Origin of the sequence: Mesorhizobium sp. BR1-1-15 (assembly GCF_020165475.1) — a bacterium.
Classification (GTDB): domain Bacteria; phylum Pseudomonadota; class Alphaproteobacteria; order Rhizobiales; family Rhizobiaceae; genus Mesorhizobium.
Map to the genome: position 1 here is coordinate 48445 of NZ_JAIUIF010000009.1, position 25224 is coordinate 73668.

The following is a 25224-nucleotide window of genomic DNA, read 5'->3' on the forward strand; positions in this document are numbered from 1 at the left end:
AGCCCAGGGAGAAGGTGCCATGATGATTTCACGGCGCAACACGCTGCGTCTGGCGATTCTCGGCACAGTCGCTACTCTTGCCGCCAGGCCTGTCTTTGCAGCAGCCAGGATTCGCGTCGGCGTCCTGAAGTTTGGAACCGTGAGTTGGGAACTCGACACGTTGAGGCAACACAAATTCGATGTGGCGAACGGGATCGATCTGGAGATCATCGATTTCGCCGGGGAGGACGCGACCAACGTCGCCTTGCTGGCCGGTGCGATCGACATGATCGTCTCCGACTGGCTGTGGGTCTCGCGCCAACGGTCGGAAGGCGGCGACCTCACATTAGCCCCCTATTCGACCGCCGTGGGGGCGATCATGGTGAAGGAGGGGTCGCCGATCCAGACGGTCGCCGACCTCAAGCACAGGAAGATCGGCGTCGCTGGTGGCCCGCTCGACAAGAGCTGGCTCCTGATACAGGCTCTGACCAGACGCGACTACGGGGTCGACCTGTTGGCAACCAGCGACATCATCTTTGGCGCGCCACCGCTGATTTCGGAAAAGGCCATGCAGGGCGAACTCGATGCGGTGCTGAATTTCTGGCATTTTTGCGCCCGTCTCGAGGCCAACGGCTTTCGTCGATTGATGGGCGTGAACGATGCGGCGCGTGCGCTCGGCGCCTTGGGACCTGTGTCGGCACTCGGTTACGTCTTCCATGACCAATGGGCGAACGAGAACCCGGATGCCGCCAGGGGCTTCGTCAGGGCCTCCGCGCAAGCCAAGGACCTGCTGGCGAGATCCGACGAGGAGTGGCTGCGCCTGGCGCCGATCATTCGCGCGGAAGGCAAAGAACTGGAAAAACTCCGCGACCGCTACCGCCAGGGCATCCCCAGGCGGGCGGTCGCCGAGGAAGCGGCCGACGCCGGCAGGCTCTATCATGTGCTGGCGGCGATCGGTGGCGCGAAGCTGGTCGGCAGCGCGCCCGAGATGGCGCCCGGCACATTCTGGCAGGACCGCGCGAAATGACCGCACCGGAAACCAGCAACGGCACGCGAGGTACCTCGACGAGCATGTCCGGGCGATCCAGCTTGGCGACAACGCTGATGCCCGCGCTGACCGTGGCGGTTTCCTTGCTCGGGCTTTGCCTGCTGTGGAGCCTTGCGGCGAGTGTCTGGCGGAGCCGTGCCCTCCCGGGGCCGGGACAGGTCTGGCAGGTGCTCCTCAGGGAGGCTGCGAGCGGCGACCTCTTCTATCATCTCGGCGCGACCCTCGGCCGGGTCGCCGCGGCCTATATCGTCGCGATGATCATAGGATCGGTCATCGGCGTTCTGCTCGGCAGCTATCGTCGCGCCGACCGCTTTTTCAACCCATGGGTAATTCTATTCCTCAACATCCCGGCGCTGGTCGTCATCGTCCTCGGCTATATCTGGTTCGGACTTAACGAGGCCGCGGCGATCGGCGCGGTGGCGGTGAACAAAATCCCGAATGTCGTAGTGACGATGCGTGAGGGCGCCAGGGCGCTTGATCCGAGCTACGCCGAAATGGCCACTGTCTATCGCTTCGGCCCTCTCGATCGCATCCGCCACATCCTGCTGCCGCAATTGCAACCCTATCTTGCCGCCGCGTCACGATCCGGCATCGCCCTCATCTGGAAGATCGTCCTGGTCGTCGAACTGCTCGGCCGGTCGAACGGCGTCGGCTTCCAGATCCATCTCTATTTCCAGCTCTTCGACGTCGCCGCCATTCTTGCCTACACACTGGCTTTCGTGGCGGTGATGCTCGTCATCGAACTTCTTTTGGTGCAACCCGTTGAACGACATGCAACCCGTTGGCGCTGTCGTCCCGCTTAGGGTCGATATCGCTGAAAAGACTTTCAGGTCCGCGCAAGGCGTCTCAATCACGGCGCTTCAGGACCTTTCCTTCGAGGTCCGGCAAGGCGAATTCGCCTGCTTGCTGGGACCGTCGGGCTGCGGCAAGACCACGACACTGCGTATCCTGCTTGGATTGGACAAGGATTTTTCCGGATCCTTCCAGTTGCCGCAGGGAGGCTCCAACCGCATTGCGGCCGTGTTCCAGGAGCCGATCTTGCTGCCGTGGCGAACGGTGGAGCAAAATGTCAGGCTGGCCTTGCCGAAAAGCTTGAGAACGAAGAATCTTGACGGACTCTTTGAAACTCTCGGCCTCGCCGGCATGCGTTTTCTCTATCCTGCGGAACTGTCGCTCGGCCTTGCGCGCAGGGCAGCACTTGCCAGGGCCTTCGCTACCGAGCCGGCGATGCTTGTCCTGGACGAACCCTTTGTCTCGCTCGACCACCAGACCGCCGAGCGGCTTCGTCACCTGCTTCTGTCGGTATGGTCGGCACGACCCACGACCGCCTTGATGATAACGCACGATCTACGCGAGGCGCTGATGCTGTCGGATCGCATCATCGTGCTCGCGCCGCGACCAGCACATGTGCTCGGCGTGTTCGACGTGCGGTTGCCTCGGCAACATCGCAATTCACAGGTGATGAGTGACCTTCTGCGGTCGTTCCGGCAAAGGTTCCCGGGCGTCACCTGAACGCCCTGATGGTGAAATGCATATCGGAGGACCCCATGTCGATTGATCGGCTACGACGCAGGGTTATGAGTGGCTTTGCCTGCACCGCCGTCAGCGCTGCCTTGCTGCCATGCTGCCTCGGACGAGCCGCCTTGGCCGCGGCTGGCAGCCTGCGGTTCTCGGTTGGCCAAATCGCCGACGGCGTCTTCGCCTTTCAGGGCGTGGATGAATTGATGACCGCAACCAACGACGGTGCCATCTGCAATCTGGGCGTCGTCGTCGGCACCGACGCGGTTGCCGTCATCGACAGTGGCGGCAGCCTGACCGAGGCGCACGCCTTGCTCGCCGCGATCGGAAAGATAACCGCAAAACCGGTTCGCTTCCTCATCAACACCCACATGCATCCCGATCACATTTTCGGCAATGCGGCATTCCGGGAGATCGGCGCGACCATTGTTGGCCATCGCAATCTGCCGCGTGCCCTCGAGGCGCGTGGCGCGTTCTATCTGCACAATTATCGCGAACAGGTCGGCGAGGCGCTTATGAAGGGAGTCGAGATCGTTTCGCCGGCGATGCTGGTTGACGATCGCCTGGAACTCGACCTCGGCGGGCGCATGCTCGAACTGCGGGCATGGAAGGCTGCGCACACCGATAACGACCTGACCGTCTTCGACCCCGAGACCAGCACGCTCTTTGCCGGCGATCTCGTGTTCATGGGCTCCTTGCCGACGCTCGACGGATCGCTGCTTGGCTGGCTCCGCCAGATGGATGCGCTCGCCGCGATCGGCGCCGCGCGCGTCGTTCCGGGTCATGGTCCGGTACCGGCCGACTGGCCGCAGGCGCTGGCAGGAGAACGGCGCTATTTCGAGATTCTGGCGCGCGATATCCGCAACGCGATCGTCGACGGGACGCCGCTCCGAGAGGCCGTCAAAACCGCCGCCGGAAGCGAACGGGGCAAATGGCACCTGTTCGACGACTACAATGAGCGCAACGCAACAGCTGCTTTTGCTGAACTCGAATGGGAATAGACCACACCGACATGCGCCAGAGATCATGAAGTGGGGCGATTTGCCAACGCGTCGTCAAAGGCATATTCTAAACGCCAGCCTGGGCACCACCTCTGTTGCATTGGTGGAGGCATCGAAATGCAAAATCACGCTTACGCGAGCAGGCAGTTCGCCTTGTCGCTTGCATCGTTCTTGGCCGCAATCATCTTGACCATCGGTACGCTGTTCGGCGTCTCCTCAGCCGCCAACGCACAGCAAACAACGGCTTCTTCGGAGAAGATCTGGGAAGACTTGAAAGGCGACGTGTTCGGCGACCGGGCTATTCTGGTCGACACCGGCGTGGTCAGGATCGAAGCGCCAAAGCGGGCGCAAGATGCCGCCATCGTGCCTGTCGACATCTATGTCGACCCAGCCAAGGCGCCGGACGGCATCAAATCCGTGACCTTGATCATCGACGCCAATCCTGCGCCGGTGGCGGCAACGTTCCAGATCGGCAAGGACGCCGGCGTGACACATCTGTCGACACGCGTGCGCGTCAATGATTATTCCTATTTGCGTGCCATAGCGGAGACTCAAGGCGGCCAACTCCACATGGCTCAGACCTTCGTCAAGGCGTCAGGCGGCTGCTCCGCCCCTGCGGTCAAGAACCAGGACGAGGCCATGGCGGCGATGGGGCAGATGAAGCTGCGCCAGTTCCCACCCCAAGAGACGATGAGCAAGGCAGAGGAGTTGCAGTTGATGATCCGCCACCCGAACAATTCGGGCCTGCAGCGGGATCCGTTGACCCAGTATTTCATCCCCGCGCATTTTGTTCAGAAGCTGTCGATCTCGCAAGCCGGCCGGCCGATCCTCTCGATGGAAGGTGGAATATCGATTTCGGAAGACCCTAATTTCCGATTCGATTTCACGGCGCACGGCAATGGTGAAATCCAGGTCGAAGCGATCGACACGGACGGCAAGGTATTCCGCAATCAGTGGCCGCTGGAGAAAACGGGGCTCTGAAGTCTCGAAATACGCTATGCCGCGCTGCCACGGCGATGGGCACGCTTGATCTTTAGAAGCAACGCACGTCGGCTTCCGACTGCGCACGCTTCAGCTCTGTACGGGCTGCCTTCGCCGGTGCGCTTTCCCGAAACAGCCCCGCGTTTTCCCCCGTTGTCAAAGACATGCTCTTGAAGGTCTCGGCCGTCTCATAGTGGTCGTAGGGCAGGATCGAGGCGATGACGTCGATCGAGCAGGAACAGCTTTCCAGCGCCTGACGCGTCTGGCCGTTCGTTCGCATGCAGCCGAGCACGTAGTCGACAACCGTTACTGTGGGATAGTCTCCCGCAGCACCCGCCGGGTTTGCGATGGCCAGTGTCGCCGTGAAGAGCAGCGGCAAGGTCGAAAATCCAACATATCTGATCATGAGAAACCTCCGGTTGGTCCGGGTTCGATGCGCCCGGACGAGATCGGCGTGCCAGTTGGCAACGCGCCGTAAAGCCAGTCAAGCACCCATGAGTTCCGTATACGACCAAAGGAGGAAAGGGCTGTCCACGAGCGATAGCTGCGGATGACGACTTGATCACCGGCTCCGCGCCCAGGCTCCTACGACCGCTTCGCATCTCGCTCAATACCGGGCAACGGCGAGACTTTTTACATGCCATCCAAGATGGGCGCCGATAAACATTATCAAATAACCTTGTTGTATATTAAAATCAAAAGATCGACCGTAAGACTATCTTAATACCGTTCTCGGTCTCCACGGAGGCATAAAACACTTCATATTAATCTTGTAGTTCTGTTCATTTCTGTATATTGCAGTGCATCATTTAGAATATTGCGGTGCAACAATGCACTAGGCCTTTTTTGCTTGCCTAGCCTTTTGGGATGACATAGCCTTTCCCTGTTTCCGGCTTCAAGGGCGTCACCGTCATTAGGGAGCGGCGACAGTCTTTCGTAGGCCAAAGTGAGGTGGGCAGTAACGGTGCCCTCTGCACATCTGGCTTAGGTCGTGACACGCTGCCGGAAATATTTCCCCCCCGTGAATCGCTTGGGCGAGCCCTTGTGGGCCTGACAGTCGATTCATCACTGTGAACCCCGGGAGGAATTCGGATGCGTGTACTTACGAAAGCTACGTATATTCTAACCACTGCGGCGTTTCTGTCGCTCGGCGCGGCCTATACGGCGTCGGCCAACGAGGATCTTGCAAAGCTCGCTTCGGATGCGAAGAACTGGGCGATGCAGACGGGTGACTACGCCAACGCCCGCTATTCCAAACTCAACCAGATTACTGCGGATAATGTGAAGAACCTGCAGGTCAAATGGACCTTTTCCACCGGCGTGCTGCGCGGGCATGAGGGTGGACCGCTGATCATCGGCGATGTGATGTATGTCCATACGCCCTTCCCAAACAATGTCTTTGCGCTCGACCTCAAGAATGACGGGAAGATCCTCTGGAAATACGAGCCCAAGCAGGATCCGAATGTCATTCCGATCATGTGTTGCGATACGGTCAATCGCGGTGTTGCCTATGGTGACGGCAAGATCATTCTCAATCAGGCCGACACCACGGTCGTCGCCCTCGATGCAAAGACCGGCAAGGTCGTCTGGTCGGTCAAGAATGGCGACATGACCGACGGCGGCAAAGGCGAATCCGGCACGGCTGCCCCCGTCGTGGTCAAGGATAAGGTACTCATCGGCGTGTCCGGCGCCGAATTCGGCGTTCGCGGCTGGCTGGCCGCCTACAATCTGAAAGACGGCAAACTTGCCTGGAAAGCCTATTCGGAAGGTCCCGACGCCGACACCCTGATCGATCCCGAGAAAACCACCCAGCTGGGCAAGCCGGTAGGCAAGGATTCCGGCACCAACACCTGGGAAGGCGAGCAATGGAAGACAGGCGGCGGCACGACATGGGGATGGTATTCCTATGATCCCAAGCTGAACCTGGTCTACTACGGCACCGGCAATCCCTCGACATGGAACCCGGTCCAACGGCCTGGCGACAACCGCTGGTCAATGACGATCATGGCCCGCGATGCCGATACCGGTGTTGCCAAATGGCTCTACCAGATGACCCCGCATGACGAATGGGACTATGACGGCATCAACGAGATGATCCTCGTCGACGGCATGGAGGTCAATGGCGCCAAACACGACGTGCTGGTGCATTTCGATCGTAATGGTTTCGCCTACACCATGGATCGCGCCACCGGCGAGCTTCTCGTCGCCAAGAAATACGATCCAGCGGTGAACTGGGCGACGGAAGTCGTCATGGACCCAAAGAGCGAACAGTATGGTCGCCCGCAGGTCGTGGCGAAATATTCGACCCAGCAGAACGGCGAAGACACCAACTCGACGGGTATTTGCCCGGCGGCGCTTGGAACGAAGGATCAACAGCCAGCTGCCTATTCGCCGAAAACCGGCCTGTTCTATGTTCCGACCAACCATGTCTGCATGGACTATGAGCCGTACAAGGTAAGCTACACCGCCGGTCAGCCTTATGTTGGCGCCACAGTGTCGATGTACCCGGCACCTGGCGGCGACGGCAGCATGGGCAACTTCATTGCCTGGGATGCGGCCAAGGGCGAGATCGTCTGGTCGAAGCCTGAGAAGTTCTCCGTGTGGTCGGGCGCGTTGGCGACAGATGGCGACGTCGTCTTCTACGGCACGCTCGAAGGCTACATCAAGGCGGTCGATAAGGACGGCAAGGAACTTTACAAGTTCAAGACCCCGTCCGGCATCATCGGCAACATCACCACGTACGAGCATGACGGCAAGCAGTACATCGCCGTTCTGTCCGGCGTCGGTGGGTGGGCAGGTATCGGTCTGGCAGGCGGTCTGCTTTCGCCTGACAACGCTGCTGCCTGGCATGGCGCCGTCGATCAGGGCCGTGCGCAAGGCGATCAGTCCGCGGTCGTTGGTACCGCAGGTCTGGGTGCCGTCGGCGGCTACGCGGCACTTGCCGACTATACGACGCTGGGCGGTCAGCTCACCGTCTTCGGTCTCCCGGACTGACGGGCGGGGAACCTTAAGCACGCCTCAGGTCTTGTTGGACCGGAGGTTTGAAAAACGAGAGCCCGGATCATCCGAAACCATGGCCGGGCTCTCGATGCGGTTGCACCCCCGACACACCGATCAATGCCGGCCACGGCAGCAAAACCGTGTCCACGGCAAATGAAGGAAGCGTTTGAATGTCCGTTCGCATTGTAATTTCGGCTTTCGTCCTGGCTCTGCTGCCTCTGGCAAGCTCAGGCGTGGCGTGGGCCGAGGACAGCATGGAAAAAGCCAAGGCGGTGAAGCAAGAAGGCGGCAAGTATTTGGATGCGGATGGAAATCCGACCTACAAGATCGAGAACGGAACCGTCGACTGGTACACGTTCAGCGGCTACCGCCGGTATCACTCCGATTGCCATGTCTGTCACGGACAGGATGCGACAGGTTCGAGCTACGCGCCGGCCCTGGTCAACAGCTTGAAAACCATGGACTACGCCACGTTCCTCTCGATCGTCGCCGAGGGCCGCAAGAATGTCGGCGGCGGCAAGGAAAACGTCATGCCTGCCTTTGGCGACAACAAGAACGTCTATTGCTACCTGGACGATCTCTATGTCTACCTGCGCGCGCGCGCCGATGGTGCGGCGCCACGCGGCAGGCCGCCCAAGCACGAAGACAAGCCGCAGGCGGCGAAGGATGCCGAAGCATCCTGCATGGGCGGATGACATGAACGGCTGCGGTGCATTGAAGCTGCGCGTCGTTCTGCCGATTCTAGGCGCGCTGGCCTTGTTGCCATCGAACGCGCAGGCGCAAGGCGCCGGCCTCGGCGCGGCGGGAGAACTGGTCGATCCCGACATTCTGCGCGTCTGCGCCGATCCTTCGAATATGCCCTTCACCGACAAGAGCGGCGAAGGCTTCGAAAACAAACTTGCCGAACTGGTAGCCGCGAAAACCGGACGGAAGTCCGTCGCCTATACCTGGTTTCCACTTGTCACCGGCTTCGTTCGCAACACGCTGGGGGCCAACCGATGCGACATCATCATGGGCTATGCCCAAGGCGATGAACTGGTGCAGAACACCAACGCCTATTATCGCTCCACCTATGTGCTGGTCTACCCGAAAGGCAACGATATGGAGGGCGTCGAAACGATCGAGGATCCCAAACTCACGGGCAAGACGATCGGGGTTGTCGAGCGCACGCCGCCAACCGCCAACATGGCCGCCAACAAGCTTCTGCGGACCGCCAAGATCTATCCGCTTGCGGTGGATACGCGTGTCACCCCCTCCATGGGGGAGGTCATGATCAAGGACATGCTGGCCCACAAGATCGACGCGGCGGTCCTGTGGGGACCGATGGCAGGCTACTATGCCAAGCAACTTGGAGCCGATGTGGCGATTGTTCCGCTGGTAAAGGAAAAAACCGGCTCGCGCATGTCCTACCGCATCACCATGGGCGTACGTCCGTCCGACCAGGAATGGAAGCGGACGCTCAACCGGGTGATCAGGGAAAACCAGGCGGAGATCAACAGGCTCCTGCTGAGTTACAACGTGCCGCTGATCGACGAACACGACAAACCGATCACCCAATGAAGGGAAGGGAGACTGTTTTTTTGCTGGTCGCTGCGAGCCTTATGGGTCTGGCCGAACCGACGCGGGCTGGCGAGATCGCCGAACCCAACGGGTACCGGATGGACGACTATCGGGCGCCGGTGCCGCCGACGCTGCAAGGCGCCAGGGTGGTGACGACGGCGGAAGCTGAAGCGCTGTGGCGAGCGAAGAAAGCTGTCTTCTTCGACGTGATGCCGAACACGCCCAAGCCGACCAATTTGCCGGCAGGAACGATATGGAGAGACAAGGTTAGAAAGGACATTCCAGGCAGTACATGGCTGGCCAACGTGGGATACGGCGCTATTTCGCAAGAGACCACCAGCTATTTTCGCCAAGGCCTCGAAGCCAAGGCCGGCACGGACAAATCGCGAGCGATTCTGTTCTATTGCATGACGAATTGCTGGATGTCCTGGAATGCCGCTAAACGGGCGATCGAGTGGGGCTACAGTTCGGTAATCTGGTATCCACTCGGCGCTGATGGGTGGGAAGGTGCAAATCTTCCGCTGGAGGTGAAAAAACCATATGAAACGAACAATTGAAGAAAGGTTATGCAATTATTCCAGGTAGTTTTGCTTTTCGATTTTTCAAAACCTACTTTTTCATTTGTCCATTTTGAGACGTGATGGACGAGCCATTGCTTTGGTGCCCTGCAATGGTTGGCTAACAACAGGGATCGGTCCCTACGGACTGGTATAAGAGGAGAAATGTCATGAAGAAGAACTGGAAAAAACCGACCATGTGCCAGGTTGCTGCGGGCATGGAAATTTCTCGGTATCTGCCTGCCGAAATTACTCCCAAGAGGTAGGCCGCAGAGGTGCGTGTCCCTGGCAACAGGGGCACGCATCCCCGCAAGGGTTTTGGCGAAAGGTTTTGACGCGTGTAGGGCGCGCGCGGCACTTTTCAGGGCTGCAAATTGCCTGCTGGTCAGAGAAGCCGCGGGGCGGGCATTTTCATGCGTTTGAGGATCATCGGATCGGCGGCAGGCGGCGGCTTTCCGCAATGGAATTGCAATTATCGTCTCAGTCGTGCGGCCCGCTCCGGGATGGCTGGCGTGCATTCACGAACCCAATCAAGTGTCATCGCCTCGGCGGATGGGGTCGGCTGGGTCCTTTTCAATGCCTCACCCGACATTCGCCAGCAGATCGCGGCAACGCCAGAGTTGCAACCTGCGGGCGACGCGCCGCTGCGCTCGACCCCTATCCGCGCGGTGGTGCTGACCAATGCCGATGTCGATCATATCGCCGGACTGCTCAGCCTGCGCGAGCGGCAGCCTTTCGCCATCTATGCAACGGCGCAGGTTCTGGCGACGCTGGAGGCGAATTCGATTTTCAACGTTCTCGATCCGGCGGTCGTGCCGCGGCGCATCCTGCCGACAGCGAAAGAATTGGTCATCTGCGATGCCGAAGGCAGCGAGACCGGCGTGATGATCGAGAGCTTTCCGGTGCCTGGAAAGATAGCACTCTATCTGGAGGACAAAGACCATCCGGATGCCAATTTCAGCTCCGACGCCGGTGACACGATTGGAGTCCGAATTGCGGGTATTGGCAGCCGCGATTCTGTCTTCTACATCCCAGGCTGCGCGCGCATCGATGCGACGCTGCGCGCGCGTCTTTGCGATGCAGCCTGTCTTCTGTTCGACGGCACTGTCTACACCGACGACGAGATGATCGTCGCCGGCGTCGGTCAGAAAACCGGCACGCGCATGGGGCATCTGGCGATTTCGGGAGACGCGGGTTCGATCGCCAGCCTGGCCGATGTGAGGCTGGGCCGCCGCGTCTTCGTCCATATCAACAACACCAATCCGATCCTTGACGAGAATTCGGCCGAACACGCGGCGGTCAAGGCGGCAGGCTGGGAAGTCGCAGGCGACGGCATGGAGATGGAATTTTGAACGATTTCCGCGATGCGGCCAAAGGCGGCCTGTCCACGAGCGATCTCGAAGCCGTGCTGAGGCAGGTCGGCGCCGAGCGCTACCACAATCATCATCCCTTCCATCACAGGATGACCAGCGGCGCGCTGTCGAAGGCCGAGATGAAGGCCTGGGCGCTGAACCGTTATTGCTACCAGGCTGTCATCCCGCGCAAGGATGCCATGATCCTCGCACATGCCGAGGATCCGGCGTTTCGCGCCGCCTGGCGCAAACGTATCGAAGACCATGATGGCGAGGACGGCTGGAGCGGCGGTATCGCGCGCTGGCTGCATCTGGCAACCTCGCTCGGCCTGGATGCCGAGGCCGTGAAGAGCGAAAGGCTGGCACTGCCGGCGACACGGTTCGCCGTGGGGGCATACCTCTCCTTTTGCACCAACCGAACGCTGTTCGAGGCGGTCGCGTCGTCGCTGACCGAGATGTTCTCACCGCTTATCATCGGCGAGCGCGTACCGGCGATGCTGGCCAAATACGATTATATCACCGAGGATACGCTGGCCTATTTCAAGCAACGGCCCGAACAAGCCTCGCGCGACGCCGACTTCGCCCTCACCTACGTGCTCAGCCATGCCGATACGGCGGAACGCCAGCAGCAGGCAATAGATGCGCTGGTGTTCAAATGCGATATACTCTGGGCCATGCTTGATGCGCTTCAACACGCCTATGGCGAGCCGGGAAACATACCGCCCGGCGCCTTCCGCCCCGAGGCAGCCCCATGATGATGCTGCGCGAAAGAGCCTTGGTGTCGCTGGGATCGATACCCTTCCTGCCGAAGCACGTGCGCATACAGTACGATTCCGTGCGGCAGGCATTCGCCGTGCTGTCACCGGAGAGAATATTCTGGCCGAACGATATCAGCCTCGACATATTGCGGCGCTGCGACGGACGGTCCACGGTCGGCGAAATCATCGCCGGCCTTGCCACGGATTATGAGGCCGAGGAGGAGGCCGTGGCGGCCGACGTCATCGCCTTCCTGCAAGAGTGGTCGGACAAGCTGCTGGTGAAGCTATGAACACGCCCCTCCTCCCTCCTATCGGCATGCTGGCGGAACTGACACATCGCTGCCCGCTGCAATGTCCTTATTGCTCCAACCCGCTCGAATTGCAGAAGGCCAATCGCGAACTCGACACACAGACCTGGCTCAGCCTGTTCTCGGAGGCCGCCGATCTCGGTGTTCTGCAGGTGCATCTGTCAGGCGGTGAGCCGACGCTGCGCCGCGACCTCGAGCAATTGATCGCCGGACTTTCAGCGCGCGGCGTCTATACAAATCTGATTACCGCGGGCGTCGGCATCGCCGAAGGCCGCATCGAAGCATTTGCCGAAGCCGGGCTCGACCATCTGCAATTGAGCTTTCAGGGCGCACGGCCTGAGACCACCGAACGCATCGGCAACCACAAAGGCAGCCACGACAAGAAGCTGGAGACGGCACGCCGCGCGCGAGCTGCCGGCTTGCCTCTCACCATCAACGCGCCGATCCATCGCCATAACATCGAGGAGGTACCGGAGTTCATCGATCTTGCCCTTTCGCTGGACGCGGAGAGGCTCGAGATCGCCAACGTCCAGTACGCTGGCTGGGCTTTGATCAATCGCGATCAGCTGATGCCCGAGCGTGCAGCAGTCGACCGGCAGGCGGAAATCGTCGCGGAAGCACGCGAGCGGCTGGCCGGCATTATCAACATCGATTTCGTGACACCAGACTATTTCGCCATCTACCCCAAACCGTGCATGGGTGGCTGGGCGCGTGACGCGTTCATGGTGGCGCCTGACGGCACCGTGCTGCCGTGCCATGCCGCGCAGACGATCCCGTCGCTCAGCTTCGAGCGTTTCAAACCACACACCCTCTCCTCGATCTGGGCCGATTCGCCGGCGTTCAATGCCTTCCGCGGCACGGACTGGATGCAGGAACCCTGTCGCGGCTGTGAACGACGCGAGATCGACTGGGGCGGTTGCCGCTGCCAGGCGATGGCGATCGCCGGCGATGCCGCCGCAACGGATCCGGCTTGCGCGAAGTCGCCGATCCACGCGCGCATGGCGATGCTGATCGACGAAGCCAAGCGTACCGCGACAGTTCCTTCGGAGGACGAACCATTCACCTACCGGCGTATCGGCGTCGTGACCGAGCCCGCCTGACAGGTTCTTTCATTCCGCCGTATTCTCGCGCTCGCGCACTGCGTCGGCGAAAGCCAGGGCATCGCGATTGATCCCGACATTGTGCACACGAAAAATCGAAGCACCCTTCAACCGCAGGATGACGCTGGTTGCAGCTGTGCCAACGTCCCGCCCTTCGTCGCTTTCGCCGACCAGGTGATGGGCAAGCCTCTTGCGCGAGGTGCCGACGAGCCATGGAAAACCAAGAGCGCGCAGTTCGCCGAAGCGAGCCATGAGTTCAAGGTTCTCCTCTCCGCTCTTGGCGAAAGCGAAGCCTGGGTCCAGCACGATGCAGTCGTCCGGAATGCCGGCGTTGCGCGCGATCTCCAGCGATCTGTTCAGGAACAGGAACTGGTCGGCGATTACATCGGCCAACTTTTTCCGGTCGCGCCCGGTGTGCATGATGACGAGGCCAGCGCCGGCTTCCGCTGCGACGTGCGCAATGTCGGGTTCGCGCTGCAGGCCGTGTACGTCGTTGACGATATGTGCACCCGCCGCGACCGCGAGACGCGCCGTCTCGGCCCGATAGGTGTCAACCGAAACGATGCAGTCGCCGTCCGACGACAGCGCCTCGATGATCGGGAGGATACGCGATTGTTCCTCAAGCGCCGAAACGCTGCCGGCGCCGGGCCTGGTGGACTCGCCCCCGACATCAATGATCGCCGCGCCCTCGCCGATCATACGCCGTGCCTGTTCGAGTGCCCGCTCCGGCCGATCGAATTCTCCACCGTCGGAAAAACTGTCCGGCGTAACGTTCAAGATCCCCATCAGTAACGATCTCGCACCAAGATCGAGATACCGTCCATGAGCAAGTTGCCAACGGTTCATCGGGCGAGCGCGGCGAGCATCGACGCCACGCCTCCCTGGTGATCGCTCGGACATAGTCCGCCGGGTGCATTCTCGCGAGGGATGCTGAGCTCCATGCCGCGCAATACCGCAGTTGGTGTCGTGGTCATCGTCATTGTGGAATTCGCGTCGTATTCGATCTTTCGGTCGCCCAGGCTATCATAACCCCACAGTGCGAGAAGCGAATGTTCGGGCGCCGCAGGGTGTGCGAGAGCCGCCGAGGAAGGAACCACGGAGATGGCAATGGCAATTTCGATTTTCGGCTGGTGTCGTCAGTTCGGGCCAGAGATTAACGGAGCCATCGCTGCATAGGCGTCTGCCTCAATGAGTATGGACGGATTCACTCATGCGCAATATGTATGAGGATTAAGCCTGCCGTGGCGCTCACATTTTTGCCCGCATCGCTAAGGCAAGTAATGCTCGTTCAATGACGCTGCTAACGCCGCCCGCCTAAGTGTCGATATCAGGGGATCTGGTCAATGACCGACAACAAGTCAGACGTTACCAAGGATTGGCAAGCGACGCAGGGCCAGAAGTCCTCCGCCACGCGTCTTCGTCTTTTCGCCGCACTCTCGTGGATCGTCGCCATTGGCGGCGAAATCTACGGGATTATGCTGCTTCGCCAGAACAAATTCGATCAGGCACACCTGCCGCTGATCATCGGCCTTCTGGTCGGCATCGCGATTTTCGCAATCGCCGGCAACTTGCTGTGGAAGGCGGCAAACAGGCATGATCCGGCCCGTGCATCCGACACGGCCAGGTTCTTCTTCCAAAACCAGCTCGGCGCAATCATCACGCTGATTGCCTTTCTCCCGCTGGTTTTCCTGATCCTCACCGACAAAAACATGGATCCGCGGACCAAGAAGGTTGCCGGCGGCGTCGGCGCTGCGCTGGCCGTGCTCGCGACGGTCATGGGGATCAGCTTCAAACCCCCGTCGGTCGAACAATACACCCAGGATATGAACGTATGCGCAGCCCAGATCAAGTCGGGGCAGCCCACCACCGCCTGTTCCCCCGACGTCGCCGCTCAGGCGCAGGCGATCGCGACGGACACCGCGGCGGTGGCGGCGGCGACGCGAGACGCGAGCCACCCCGCAGGTCAGGATGTCGTCTACTGGATCGCGCCCGAAAACGGAGCCGCGAAGTCCACCGAGCCGCATGTTTTCCACCTCTGCGCAGGCGTGAGTCCGCTGAAGGACAAGACCGTGAATAGTGGCTCCGTGACGGAAGCCTACGCACAGAACGCCGTCCGCATCACGAAGCAGATCGATATGGAACAGAAGCAGTGCGGGTTCACTGCCACAACCAGCACCAATTGAACCTGCCTGCGCTCGATCGCGTCCAGCCGTTGGTCTTGTCGAGAGAATGGCGCGCAAGCGCAGATTCAGTATCGACTCGCCGGAGCAACGCTATTGGGCATGGCTCAGAGCCCTAGCAGTCCGCATCGCGTTGCTTGCCAACAGTGACGGCCCGATGTCTCGGTCGAGCGTAAAGCGCTCGCAACGCTCGCCGTCGGACTCATCGATGAAGCTCTCGACATGTTTGAATCCAAGCTTCGCAAATATCCGCACCGAGGCAAAATTGCGCGCCGCCGCTTCGCCCGTCACCCGTTCAAGCGCCAGAGTTTCGAAAGCGTAGCGGAGAACTTCGCGCGCCGCCTCGCTGCCCAGTCCGTGCCCCCAATGCGCACGCGCGAGCACAAATCCCAATGCGGCTGCCTTGGCGTCGGTTGCGCCGAAGGACAGGGTTATTGTCCCGATCGCTTCCGAAACTCCTACTTGATCTATGGACCACTGGATCGCCGTACCGTCAGCGAAACGCTGACGCGAACGGGCGAACCATCGCTCGCCCGCGCTTATGTCGTCGGGAACAGGATCGCCGGCAAGAGAGGCGGATTCGACATCCGTCGCGCGCGCAAACCATGCCGGGATATCCCGTTTTCTCGGCGCCCGAAGCACGAGCCTTGGTGTCGTGAGCTTGGGAAATCGGACAGTTTCCATCGAAGCATTTTCCACCTGAGGCGGCGCCAATGATAGCCGGAAAGCGGCAATCATAAGCAGCCGGCAAGCCCCCCGGAAAGCCGTCGGCAAGGCAGGCCGTCAACCCGCCAGGCGTCGGTCGCGCGATATGGACAGTCCCGCGAGAAGCGGAGCGTACGCGGCGAGCCTGCGGGATACGAATTCCGTGAAGAGCCGCACGCGCTTCGTCTTGCGTGTCTCCCCCTGCGTGAGAAGCCAGAGCGTTCCGTACATGTGCAGGTCGGTACCCGGCACCCTCACCAGCAGGGGGTCGGCATCTCCGACGAAGCACGGCAGTGTCGTGATCCCGAGCCCTTGCCGTACCGCAACGATCTGTGCCTCGGCGTCCGTGGTCCTGAATGGAACCTCCGTGGTGCGAACCTCGCCCTCGCGAGCCCAGTCCGGAATTCCATGAATGCTTATGACGATCCACCGGACGGGATCGGGCGCGCCCGCATGCCAGGCGGCAAGTCGATCGCGGGACATATAGACGCCGCCGAACAACTCTGGCCCCTTCAGGCCGTGAAGATTGAGCGGCAGGGTTTTGCGGTCATAGACGACGCGGATCGCCACGTCGGCCTCTCGGTTGGTCAGATTTGCCAGCTCCCCGGACGACAAGACGTCCATCTCGATGTCCGGATGCAGACGCGCGAACTCGGCGAAATCAGGCATGAGCAGGTGTGTCGCAAGGGTCGGAGCCAATGTCACCCGCAGAAGCCCGCGCACGCTCTGGTCGCGCCCGAAGACGCGTGTCTCCAACTGGTGCGACGACGCTTCCATCTGGTTCGCGAGCTCGAGCACCTCCTCGCCCGCAGCCGTCAGGCGGTAGCCCGAAGGCAGCTTTTCGAACATCTGCGCCCCAAGGCGTTCCTCGAGCTGTGCAACGCGTCGCAGCACGGTCGAGTGGTTCACACCGAGGCGCTCGCCGGCGGCCCGCACCGAGCCTCCGCGCGCCACGGCCAGAAAATAGCGAACATCATCCCAGTCGATCATGGCGCGATCCCGCACCGCGCGGTGCGCTTTCCAAAGCCCGTATCCAACGCAGTCGTACAGCAGTGTGGGCGGTTATCATAGCTTATGTCGACGAGCGCGGCCCAATTCCGAACGACGGACACCGATTCGTCGCGGCTGGCGGCAGTCGTCCGACCGGATCGATTTTGCACCACCGATGTGCGCACTTCCGCACTCAAAGCCTGACCCCTGCAGACTTATTTCCAGGCTCTCGGGGTTCTTCCCGAACGATCAAAGGCAGAGCCTGGAAGGAAAAGTCATGGGAAAGCTAAACGGGAAGGTTGCAGTCATCACCGGCGGCGCTACCGGCATCGGCCGCGCCGCGGCAAAGCGCTTCATCGAGGAGGGCGCCTTCGTCTTCATCTTCGGCCGCCGGCAGGAAACGCTCGACGCGGCTCTGGCCGAGCTCGGGCCAAATGCCCGCGCGGTGACGGGCTCGGTCTCGGATGAGGCCGACCTCGACCGACTCTACGCGACGGTGAAGGCCGAGCGCGGAACCCTCGACATTGTCTTCGCCAATGCCGGGGCGGGAAGCCAGCTTGCGCTCGGCGAGATCACCGCCGAGCACATCGACGAAACCTTCGACACCAATGTGAAGGGTACGATCTTCACTGTCCAGAAGGCGCTGCCGCTGATGGGCCAAGGCGGTTCGATAATCCTGACCGGATCGAGCGCCGGCACCACGGGCGCCCCGGCAATGAGCGCCTACAGCGCGAGCAAGGCGGCAGTGCGCAACCTCGCGCGGACCTGGGCGGAGGACCTGAAGGGCACCGGCATCCGGGTCAACGTGCTGTCGCCCGGGGCGACCGCCACCGAACTCGCGAAAGAAGCGCTGGGCGAGGAGGGCCAGAAGGTCTTCGCCGCGATGACACCGCTCCAGCGAATGGCTGATCCGGCGGAGATCGGGGCCGTCGCCGCCTTTCTCGCGTCGTCGGACAGCAGCTTCATGACCGCCAGCGAGGTCGCCGTCGACGGCGGCCTTGCGCAACTCTGAGGCGCCACGCCCGGCCGGCACTCCATTCAATTAACCAGCGCCGTTGAGGGCCGGGAATCGACATCAACACGGATCGGAGAAGTATTATGAGCTATGCGATTGTAGGATTCGGTAAAATAGGCCAGGCCCTCGCGCAGGCCTTCGCCCGTAAGAACATCAAGGTGGCCGTCGCAAGTCGCCGGCCGCCCGAGGCATTGGCGCCGCAGGCTCGGGCGATTGGACCCACGGTCATTGCCAAGTCGCTGCGGGATGCGCTCGAGGCCGACACAATCATCTTGGCGGTCCCGTTCTGGGAGCATCGCGAGGTCGCGAAAGCCCTGCCGAACTGGGAAGGCAAGACGGTCATCGACGCGATGAACACTTTTGGAGTTCTCCCCGAAGAGCTGGACGGTCTGCCGTCCTCCGCCTTCGTCGCGAAGGCGTTCACCGGCGCCAAGCTCGTCAAAGGGTTCAATCACCTGGCTGCGGCCACCCTGGCTGCCGATCCGATCGTCGAGGGCGGCCACCGGGTCGTCTTTCTGTCTGGTGACGACGAGGACGCGACCGCCGCCGTGGCGGCCTTGGCCAAACAACTCGGGTTCGCACCCGTCAAGCTGGGAAAGCTCGACGAGGGTGGCGCGCTTGTGCACGCACGCGGCCGCACCTGGGGCCACCTCATCTTCCAGGATTTGTTCAAGAAGGAGCAGTAGTCAATCTACAACCGCGTGATCAACGCCGAGACCTGGTCGCGCGCTAACTTCTTCGAGCAGCGCGCGACCGAATATTTGAAGACCACAAGGTCGCGAAGGCTGGGGTGGGCCTAACGGCGTATAGGCGCCGTTCGAAGAGCGGGGAGCGGTCAAGCCTGCGCCATGCGGCGGCCGCAATTGGTCGTAGAGCTTTGGGCTGCGGACTAACCGATTGCGCCGGCAGCAATGCCATGCGGCGGCGCAAAAAGGCACTTGGTTGCTGGGCAACGCCCTAAAAGGGCGGAAGTACCGCGGTCACTCTAATGATCCCTGACCAGCTGCATGAAAGCCTCTATCGGACGTAGCGTTTGGCGAACCTTCAGACACGCCGCGAAGGATTGCGTGAACGGCTTGTGATCCGAGATCGAAAGCGCCGTCAAACGATCGTCCGGAAGGTACTCGGTCCTGGAAACAATACCGGCGCCAAGGCGGCTATGGCACGGTCCACGGGCGGGCCCATCGGCGCTTCACGGTTCGGCCACAGCACGATGCCATCATATTGCTTGGCGATCCACGTATCGATCACCTGGCCCATCTTGTTGTCGTCGAACTCGGCGTCGATCACCTCCAGTTCGATATTCGGATGGCGCTTGGCTTCCCAGGCGGCGGTGTCGGCGAGGCTGATCAGCCAGGGATGATTGAAGCCATGGACGACCAGGCCGATGCGATATTTCTTGCTGGCGTCGAGCACCGGACCTTCAGGCAACGGCAGATAATCCGTGAAAGGCGCCTTGATCTGCAGCTTGCTGTAAGGGCCGACGAAGCTGGCGCCCATGCCCGGCTTCCAGACGAATCCGCCGGCGAGGTCGCCGACCGGATAGACGTTGAGATAGTCCCGGAAACCGTCCTTTTCGAACAGCGCACTGACGTCGGCATTCGATATGCCCGCCTTGGCTTCGTCGGAGTATTTCTTGATCAGGCCATTGAGAACGGCGTGGACGGAGTCTTCGGCGAAGGCCGGAACTGTCGTCAGCGGTGCAGCAGCGAGAACGGAAAGCGCCGCGGCTGTCTTCAGCAGATGGCGACGTGATAATTTCAGCATTTTAGGTCTCCTCCATATTTGCTTTCAGCCCGGGATATATCCCGACAAGTTCAAGTCACTCCTCCTTCCACCAGGATGTGGACGTAGCCGTCCGACACCTTGGTTTCGTAGGTCTTCAGCCGCTCGGTAACGGGCGGTGAAAGCGGTGTGCCGGTGGGGATGTGGAACAGTCCCTAATGCAAAGGACACTCCACCGTCTGGCCGTCGATATAGCCTTCCGAAAGGAAGGCGTGGGCGTGCGTGCAAATGCCTGAAGTGGCGTAGAACTTGCCGGCAAGATTAAAGATGGCGATACATACCCCCTGGTGCTCGATGCGCGTCGCATCGTCGACAGGAAGACTGTCGGCACGGACCGCCTGGATCCACTGCCTGCTTTCTGGATTAGTCTGCGCGTCCATGCGCCTCCCCATATCCGTTTGTTTCGTTTATTTTCGTTCTCTTTCCTTCGCTCGCAAATTCATTGTGGGAATAGAGATATCGATGAACCCCATGCCGAGTGATCGACCACAGGCAAGCAATCGCCGAAAATACGGCTGCATGGCAGCCGGACGCGGCGATATGTCAGGCACGGAGATCTATCGGAGGGTTCGAACCGGTCGTGCCCGAGACAATGCGCGAAGCGCCAATCTGGTGATCAGAAACAATGCCCTCACGTCCATCGCGATGCGAACGGCCGGAGGGGCCTGCAATTCGTGCACGGAACGCTCCAAAGGAGCCGGAAACGCGAACTTGGAAGCGGGCTGCCAAGGCAGCATCAAGCCGGCAATTGGCGACGATAGTGACTTGCTAGCTCGCTTCGAGATGGAAAAATCGTCTGGGGCAGATGTACCAAAACACTGATCCCGTATGCCGAAGATCGTGGACCGTGAATGGCTCTAGCGGTAACCTTCCTTCTTCGCCCGAACGTTTCCTCGGAGATGGAGTCAGCGGGAAGCGTCATCAGAAACGTCCGTAGTCGATCACGCTGCTCTGGCTGCGCGAGCTTGCGATCGAGATATTCCACCCGCTGTTCTTCGAGCTTGGCCAGCCTCGCCTGCTCGGCACGCCGCTGGCGGGCAATCTCCACGATCCGTGCCCGCTCGTGGGTGAAGCGGAACACGTTTGTTCGTTCAGATCGCGGCGAGCGCGATCTTTCGCAAATCGTCGGCGTAGAGTTCCGGCGTTTCCCAGGCCGGAAAATGCCCGCCACGCGGAAAGACGGTGTAACTCTGCACATTGTAGAGCCGCTCGGCCCGCTCGCGCGGCGCGAGCGCCAGATCATGTGGCCACATCGCGACGGCGGTGGGGACATGCACGAAGTCATCTGCCCGCAGCGGCGGCCGCAGCCGGGCGGCATCGTAATAGTAGCGGACAGACGACCCGATCGTGTTGGTCATCCAGTAGATCATCAGGGTGTCAATCAAGGCTTCGAGGGGCCAGACAGAGAAGACGTCGCCATCGCAGTCCGTCCAGGCCCGGAATTTCTCGACAATCCACGAGGCTAGGCCAACAGGACTGTCGGCAAGCCCAAAGGCGAGAGTTTGTGGCCTCGAGCTCTGGATCGCCTGATAGCCCCCTTCCTCCCGGCTCCACAGTTGGAGGCGCTCGTCATAGTCGATCTCGGCCTTCGACAGGGGCGATGCATCTTCTGGAATCGGCTTCGGCGCGACCGCCGAGACATGGAGAGCCAGCAAACGCGCCGGATACCGAAGCGCTATCCGGGTGGCAAGGCCGGAGCCGATGTCAGTCCCGGCCACGAGGAACCGCCCATAGCCCAGCATCGTCATCAACTTCGGATAGAGGTCGCTGGGCTCCGCCTCGTAGGGCCGGGTTAGCCTGTCCGAGTAGCCGAAGCCGGGCATGGTGGGGATCACGACATCGAATGCCGGCGTTCCCTGGGTAAGCAGCGGTGCTATACGCTGAAACTCCACGAAGCTTGACGGCCAGCCGTTCATCAGCAGTAGCGGGATCGATCCCCTTTGGCCGCTGCGAAAATGCAGAAAGTGTATGCCATGGCCGTCGACCGTCGTCCGGAAATGGGGAAGCTGGTTAAGCCGGTCTCGTCGCTGCGCCCAGTCATAGCCGTCACGCCAGAAATCGATGAACTGGTTGAGGACGCCGCGCTCGGTTCCCATGGTCCAGTCGTCAGTTACCGCGTCGGCCCAACGCGTCCGTGCGAGGCGGCTACGAAGGTCAGCGGCCTGGTCCGCATCATAGGGAATCTGGAAGGGAGTGATCATGATCGATTCCTTGGCTGTAGTGCAGCGGAGGGCTGATGTCGGTGGTTCAGCCGATATCGACGTTCATAGCGAAGTTCCAGGTGCCGGCGCCGTTTTTGGCGAGGCCAATCATCATCAAACCGAGCGCCTCCACCGTCTGGGCCATGTGCAAGCCGCCCACGTCGAGCGGACGCAGCCCGAGACTTTCGAGGAACGTCGAGACGCGCGCTTTCGCCTCCGCATCGTCGGCTGCGATGAACGCGTCGAGCCGTCCACCCTTCGCAAGCACGTGACCAAAGATCGTGTTGAATGCCTTCACAACATGCGCGCCGGCGGGGAGGCCCTTTGCGGTCTCCTGCGCGCCGGAACTGCCGTGGGGCGTGACGAGGCCCGAGAGGTCGGGGGCAACCGGGTTGGCGATGTCGACGATCACCTTGCCATCGAGCGCTTTCCCAAAGTCGGCTACCGCCGCCGCGGCACCGCTGTACGGCACGGCGAGGATGACGATGTCGCCCGCGGGGGCGGCGCCGTATGTCCCGGTGGTCGCTCCGACTCCAAGTTGGTCGACGAGCACCCGCGCCTTGGCGGGGTCGCGGCTGACAACCTCGACGGTATGTCCGGCCTTGGCGGCACGGCCCGCGATCGCGGCGGCCATGGCTCCTGAGCCGATGATGCTGATAGTGCTCATGTGTTGTCTCCTTGTGAGTTGGGTGGACGGATCACGGGATCGCGATACGATCCGCCGGGAAGTAATGGCCGTTGTCGAGGTCCTCGAGCAGGCCCGGCTGAGCTGGCTCCCAGCCGAGCGTCTGGCGGGTGATGGCGTTGGACGCCGGAAGGTCCAGCGTGACCAAGTTCGCGAGAAAGCCGAAGAAGCCCGGCAACATCAGTACGTCCGCAGGGATGGGCACAGCAGGCATGCCCATACGGCTGCCAATGGCCTCAGCGATCTCGCGGAACCGGATGCCCTCGCTCTCAATCCCGTGCCAATATTTGCCAGCCGGCCCCTTCTCCAGCGCCAGGCGGAACAGGGAGGCCAGGTCGCGGGCATGCACAGCCGGCCAGAGGTTCGCGCCGTCTCCGGGGTAACCGATTACGCCCTTCTCCTTCGCGAGACCGATCAGCAGCTGGAGGAAGCCGGCATCGGTCGTGCTGTGCGCGATGGGAGGAATTCGGACGACCGAAGACCGCACGCCCCGTCCCGCTAAGCCGATCACGGCGAGTTCCACGGCGTTGCGAACCCGCAGGGTGCCCTTGTATGCTTCGCCGCCGGGAAGAGCCGGATCTTCCTCGGTGGCTGGCCGGCCCAGGCCTTCCCACCCCGGCGAGCCGATGCTCCCTGAGACGACGAGCGGCTTTCCGGTCCCCGCCAGCGCCTCGCCGTAGGCGAGCATGATCTGGAGCTCCGCGGCTGCCACGGCGTCGATCCCGCCGGAGGGCAGCAGGTCTTGCCGGTGCGCGACGTGGATGACGCCGTCGGACTCCGCCGCCGCGACCTTGAGCCCATCGAGGTCGGTGATATCCCCGCGACGTACCTTGGCGCCGAGTGCCGATACCGCAGTCGCGGACGTGTCCGACCGGGCCAGGCCAATGACCTCATGTCCGGCCGCGATGAGCTCGGGGATGACATACGAACCGATATGGCCGGTCCCGCCAGTAACGAAAACGCGCATGCTGCTGCTCCTTGGGTAATGTGATGCGAGACGTGGTGCCGCGGGCTCAGCCGAGGAGGCTGACGCGGATTGAGAAGTTGGTGTGTTTGACGGAGTGGGTCATGAGGCCCAGCCACAGCATGCAGGCGTGCTCCAGCGTTCGGGCCATAATCAGCCGCCCGGTATCCATCGGACGTAGTCCGAGGCTGTCGATGAACGCCGAGACGCGCGCCTTCGCTTGAGAGTCGTCCCCGGCGATGAACACGTCCAATGGATGGCCCCCGATTGGACCGGCAGCCAAGACCCGGGCGTTCTGGGTGTTGAACGCCTTGACGATAGTGGCATTGGCAGGAGCAACCTTGGCGATCTCCTGCGCGCCGAAACTGTCTTCAGGAGTCAAGAAACCCGTGAAGTCGGATTTGATGGGGTTGGTGATGTCGACAATGAGCTTGCCTGCCAGCTTTTCGCCGTACTGCTTCACCACGTCGAGAACGGCCGAATAGGGAACCGCCAGGATGACAATGTCCCCGACCGGAGCGGCGCCAAACGTTCCGGTCGTCGCGCCGGCTCCGACCTGCTCGGCCAGCGCCCGCGACTTGGCACCGTCGCGGCTCATCACCTCGACGGTCCGGCCTTGGCGGCGAGGTCGCCGATCGCTGCGGTCATACCGCCTGACCCGATGATGCTGATAGTGCTCATGTTCATTTTCCTTGCGGGGCGGGCAGCGCCTTTGTTGCCATTTGTGCAGACGCACTCTATTTAGTGGTTCACCGATCCGCTTAGTAACCGGATCATCGATCCACATATACGGATCACTGATCCACTTATCAAGGCATCTCATGCGAGCCGACGCAAAAAAAAATTACCGCCATATCCTCGCGGTCGCGCGTGACGTCGTCGCCGAGCACGGTATCAATGCATCCATGCGCGATATCGCCCGTCGGGCCGAGGTCGGGTTAGCCACGCTGCTTCGTCATTTCCCGACGCGAGAAGCCCTGTTCGAGGCGCTGCTGTGTACGAATCTGGACGCACTGACTCAGAGGGCAGATGAACTCGAAACCTCGGATTCGCCTGACGAAGCGCTCATCTCCTGGTTCCAGGAGTGGTTGGCGTTCGCCCAAAGCTATAGGGGCGTCGTCGCCATGATGGCCGCCGCCCACACGAATCCGAACTCCGCTCTTTACGCTTCATGCGCAGCGGTGCACTCGGCCAGCGCGCGACTGCTGCTCCGCGCACAGGCCGAAGGCGCGGCGCGGCCCGACATGAATGGGGATGACCTGTTCGCCCTGATGACGGCGCTCGGCTGGGCGGTCGACCAACCCTCATTCGCGCCGCGGGCCGATCATCTCTTTCGCATCATTACGGGCGCCATCCTGGCGAACCCGTCGACCGGATCGGCTTCTGCTGCGCTCGACCGTCAAAACTAAGTATTCATCATACTGCTGACGAGAGGCGGAGCACTTCATCGTTTGCTTCCAAGCATCACCTCGGCCGCACGCATCGGATAGTGCTCGATCCGATGCGTGCATCGTGTCCCTGCCGGTGGGGACGTCAT

The 25224-nt window shown here is 61.2% G+C and carries 28 protein-coding genes; 17 read left to right on the forward strand and 11 right to left on the reverse strand.

The window, feature by feature from the left end; translation table 11 throughout:
* Positions 1–19: 19 nt before the first annotated feature.
* The 5 genes from LB541_RS16930 (at position 20) to LB541_RS16950 (ending at position 4527) form a co-directional block, all read left to right on the forward strand.
* Positions 20–1006, forward strand: coding sequence for an ABC transporter substrate-binding protein (locus LB541_RS16930; protein WP_140739776.1), 987 nt, complete (start codon positions 20–22; stop codon positions 1004–1006).
* Between the two features lie 77 nt (positions 1007–1083).
* A complete protein-coding gene (locus LB541_RS16935; protein ID WP_224619057.1) occupies positions 1084–1830 on the forward strand; it encodes an ABC transporter permease in 747 nt (248 codons plus the stop codon).
* Positions 1799–2539: an ABC transporter ATP-binding protein gene (locus LB541_RS16940; protein ID WP_140560505.1), complete on the forward strand. Its 741-nt coding sequence runs from the start codon at positions 1799–1801 to the stop codon at positions 2537–2539. Before LB541_RS16935 ends, LB541_RS16940 begins: the two co-directional genes overlap by 32 nt.
* A 35-nt stretch (positions 2540–2574) precedes the next feature.
* Positions 2575–3546 (forward strand): quinoprotein relay system zinc metallohydrolase 2, encoded by a 972-nt coding sequence (locus tag LB541_RS16945; RefSeq protein ID WP_140672289.1) that lies wholly within the window; start codon positions 2575–2577, stop codon positions 3544–3546.
* Positions 3547–3663: 117 nt separating this feature from the next.
* On the forward strand, positions 3664–4527 hold the full coding sequence (locus LB541_RS16950) for a quinoprotein dehydrogenase-associated SoxYZ-like carrier (RefSeq protein ID WP_140566577.1): 864 nt from the start codon (positions 3664–3666) through the stop codon (positions 4525–4527).
* 52 nt (positions 4528–4579) lie between these two features.
* Here LB541_RS16950 and LB541_RS16955 read toward each other — a convergent pair whose 3' ends face one another.
* Entirely contained in the window at positions 4580–4933 is a 354-nt protein-coding gene (locus LB541_RS16955; RefSeq protein ID WP_140498241.1) for a hypothetical protein, read from the reverse strand.
* 812 nt (positions 4934–5745) lie between these two features.
* Between LB541_RS16955 and LB541_RS16960 the strand changes: the two genes are divergently transcribed.
* The 8 genes from LB541_RS16960 to pqqE all read left to right on the forward strand — a co-directional run bounded on the left by LB541_RS16960 (position 5746) and on the right by pqqE (position 13162).
* Positions 5746–7521: a methanol/ethanol family PQQ-dependent dehydrogenase gene (locus LB541_RS16960; protein WP_411969797.1), complete on the forward strand. Its 1776-nt coding sequence runs from the start codon at positions 5746–5748 to the stop codon at positions 7519–7521.
* 176 nt (positions 7522–7697) lie between these two features.
* Complete coding sequence (locus tag LB541_RS16965; RefSeq protein WP_140515133.1) at positions 7698–8222, forward strand: c-type cytochrome, methanol metabolism-related; 525 nt, start codon at positions 7698–7700, stop codon at positions 8220–8222.
* Complete coding sequence (locus LB541_RS16970) at positions 8194–9087, forward strand: substrate-binding domain-containing protein (protein WP_140515132.1); 894 nt, start codon at positions 8194–8196, stop codon at positions 9085–9087. The genes LB541_RS16965 and LB541_RS16970 overlap by 29 nt, the downstream gene beginning before the upstream one ends.
* Positions 9084–9644 (forward strand): PQQ-dependent catabolism-associated CXXCW motif protein, encoded by a 561-nt coding sequence (locus LB541_RS16975; protein ID WP_140515131.1) that lies wholly within the window; start codon positions 9084–9086, stop codon positions 9642–9644. Before LB541_RS16970 ends, LB541_RS16975 begins: the two co-directional genes overlap by 4 nt.
* 413 nt (positions 9645–10057) lie before the next feature.
* Complete coding sequence (gene pqqB, locus LB541_RS16980) at positions 10058–10996, forward strand: pyrroloquinoline quinone biosynthesis protein PqqB (RefSeq protein WP_140665679.1); 939 nt, start codon at positions 10058–10060, stop codon at positions 10994–10996.
* Positions 10993–11751, forward strand: coding sequence for a pyrroloquinoline-quinone synthase PqqC (gene pqqC, locus LB541_RS16985; protein WP_140498254.1), 759 nt, complete (start codon positions 10993–10995; stop codon positions 11749–11751). Before pqqB ends, pqqC begins: the two co-directional genes overlap by 4 nt.
* Positions 11748–12044, forward strand: a complete 297-nt coding sequence (pqqD, locus tag LB541_RS16990) for a pyrroloquinoline quinone biosynthesis peptide chaperone PqqD (protein ID WP_140665675.1) — start codon at positions 11748–11750, stop codon at positions 12042–12044. Before pqqC ends, pqqD begins: the two co-directional genes overlap by 4 nt.
* A complete protein-coding gene (gene pqqE / locus LB541_RS16995; RefSeq protein ID WP_140557402.1) occupies positions 12041–13162 on the forward strand; it encodes a pyrroloquinoline quinone biosynthesis protein PqqE in 1122 nt (373 codons plus the stop codon). The genes pqqD and pqqE overlap by 4 nt, the downstream gene beginning before the upstream one ends.
* A 9-nt stretch (positions 13163–13171) precedes the next feature.
* Here the strand turns inward: pqqE and folP are convergent, their stop codons facing one another.
* Positions 13172–13948, reverse strand: coding sequence for a dihydropteroate synthase (gene folP / locus LB541_RS17000; RefSeq protein WP_246679502.1), 777 nt, complete (start codon positions 13946–13948; stop codon positions 13172–13174).
* A gap of 557 nt (positions 13949–14505) precedes the next feature.
* Here folP and LB541_RS17005 point away from each other — a divergent pair.
* Entirely contained in the window at positions 14506–15345 is an 840-nt protein-coding gene (locus LB541_RS17005; RefSeq protein WP_224619060.1) for a hypothetical protein, read from the forward strand.
* 90 nt (positions 15346–15435) lie between these two features.
* On the opposite strand, the gene LB541_RS17010 is transcribed toward LB541_RS17005, so the two are convergent.
* Both LB541_RS17010 and LB541_RS17015 read right to left on the reverse strand, forming a co-directional pair.
* On the reverse strand, positions 15436–16026 hold the full coding sequence (locus LB541_RS17010) for a GNAT family N-acetyltransferase (RefSeq protein ID WP_140557397.1): 591 nt from the start codon (positions 16024–16026) through the stop codon (positions 15436–15438).
* Positions 16027–16125: 99 nt separating this feature from the next.
* Positions 16126–17037: a LysR family transcriptional regulator gene (locus LB541_RS17015; RefSeq protein ID WP_140739779.1), complete on the reverse strand. Its 912-nt coding sequence runs from the start codon at positions 17035–17037 to the stop codon at positions 16126–16128.
* 277 nt (positions 17038–17314) lie between these two features.
* Here LB541_RS17015 and LB541_RS17020 point away from each other — a divergent pair, with 277 nt between their 5' ends.
* Together LB541_RS17020 and LB541_RS17025 are read left to right on the forward strand one after the other, a co-directional pair.
* Positions 17315–18049: an SDR family NAD(P)-dependent oxidoreductase gene (locus tag LB541_RS17020; RefSeq protein ID WP_140498268.1), complete on the forward strand. Its 735-nt coding sequence runs from the start codon at positions 17315–17317 to the stop codon at positions 18047–18049.
* 86 nt (positions 18050–18135) lie between these two features.
* Positions 18136–18738, forward strand: a complete 603-nt coding sequence (locus LB541_RS17025; protein WP_140649822.1) for an NADPH-dependent F420 reductase — start codon at positions 18136–18138, stop codon at positions 18736–18738.
* Between the two features lie 415 nt (positions 18739–19153).
* Here the strand turns inward: LB541_RS17025 and LB541_RS17030 are convergent, their stop codons facing one another.
* The 7 genes from LB541_RS17030 to LB541_RS17060 form a co-directional block, all read right to left on the reverse strand.
* Positions 19154–19819 carry a sugar ABC transporter substrate-binding protein gene (locus tag LB541_RS17030; protein ID WP_140673523.1) on the reverse strand — a complete coding sequence of 222 codons (666 nt, stop codon included), beginning with the start codon at positions 19817–19819 and terminating at the stop codon, positions 19154–19156.
* Between the two features lie 173 nt (positions 19820–19992).
* Complete coding sequence (locus tag LB541_RS17035) at positions 19993–20217, reverse strand: Rieske 2Fe-2S domain-containing protein (protein ID WP_224619063.1); 225 nt, start codon at positions 20215–20217, stop codon at positions 19993–19995.
* A 356-nt stretch (positions 20218–20573) separates the two neighbouring features.
* The gene (locus tag LB541_RS17040; RefSeq protein ID WP_140673521.1) at positions 20574–20918 is read right to left on the reverse strand and encodes a hypothetical protein; all 345 of its coding nucleotides are present in this window, start codon (positions 20916–20918) and stop codon (positions 20574–20576) included.
* A gap of 10 nt (positions 20919–20928) precedes the next feature.
* Positions 20929–22038, reverse strand: a complete 1110-nt coding sequence (locus tag LB541_RS17045) for an epoxide hydrolase family protein (protein ID WP_224619065.1) — start codon at positions 22036–22038, stop codon at positions 20929–20931.
* A gap of 46 nt (positions 22039–22084) precedes the next feature.
* Complete coding sequence (locus LB541_RS17050; protein WP_140515117.1) at positions 22085–22705, reverse strand: NADPH-dependent F420 reductase; 621 nt, start codon at positions 22703–22705, stop codon at positions 22085–22087.
* Positions 22706–22736: 31 nt separating this feature from the next.
* Complete coding sequence (locus LB541_RS17055; protein ID WP_224619068.1) at positions 22737–23690, reverse strand: SDR family oxidoreductase; 954 nt, start codon at positions 23688–23690, stop codon at positions 22737–22739.
* A gap of 46 nt (positions 23691–23736) precedes the next feature.
* Positions 23737–24474, reverse strand: a complete 738-nt coding sequence (locus LB541_RS17060) for an NADPH-dependent F420 reductase (protein WP_224619069.1) — start codon at positions 24472–24474, stop codon at positions 23737–23739.
* Between the two features lie 34 nt (positions 24475–24508).
* Between LB541_RS17060 and LB541_RS17065 the strand changes: the two genes are divergently transcribed.
* Positions 24509–25096 carry a TetR/AcrR family transcriptional regulator gene (locus tag LB541_RS17065; RefSeq protein ID WP_224619071.1) on the forward strand — a complete coding sequence of 196 codons (588 nt, stop codon included), beginning with the start codon at positions 24509–24511 and terminating at the stop codon, positions 25094–25096.
* Positions 25097–25224 lie beyond the last annotated feature (128 nt).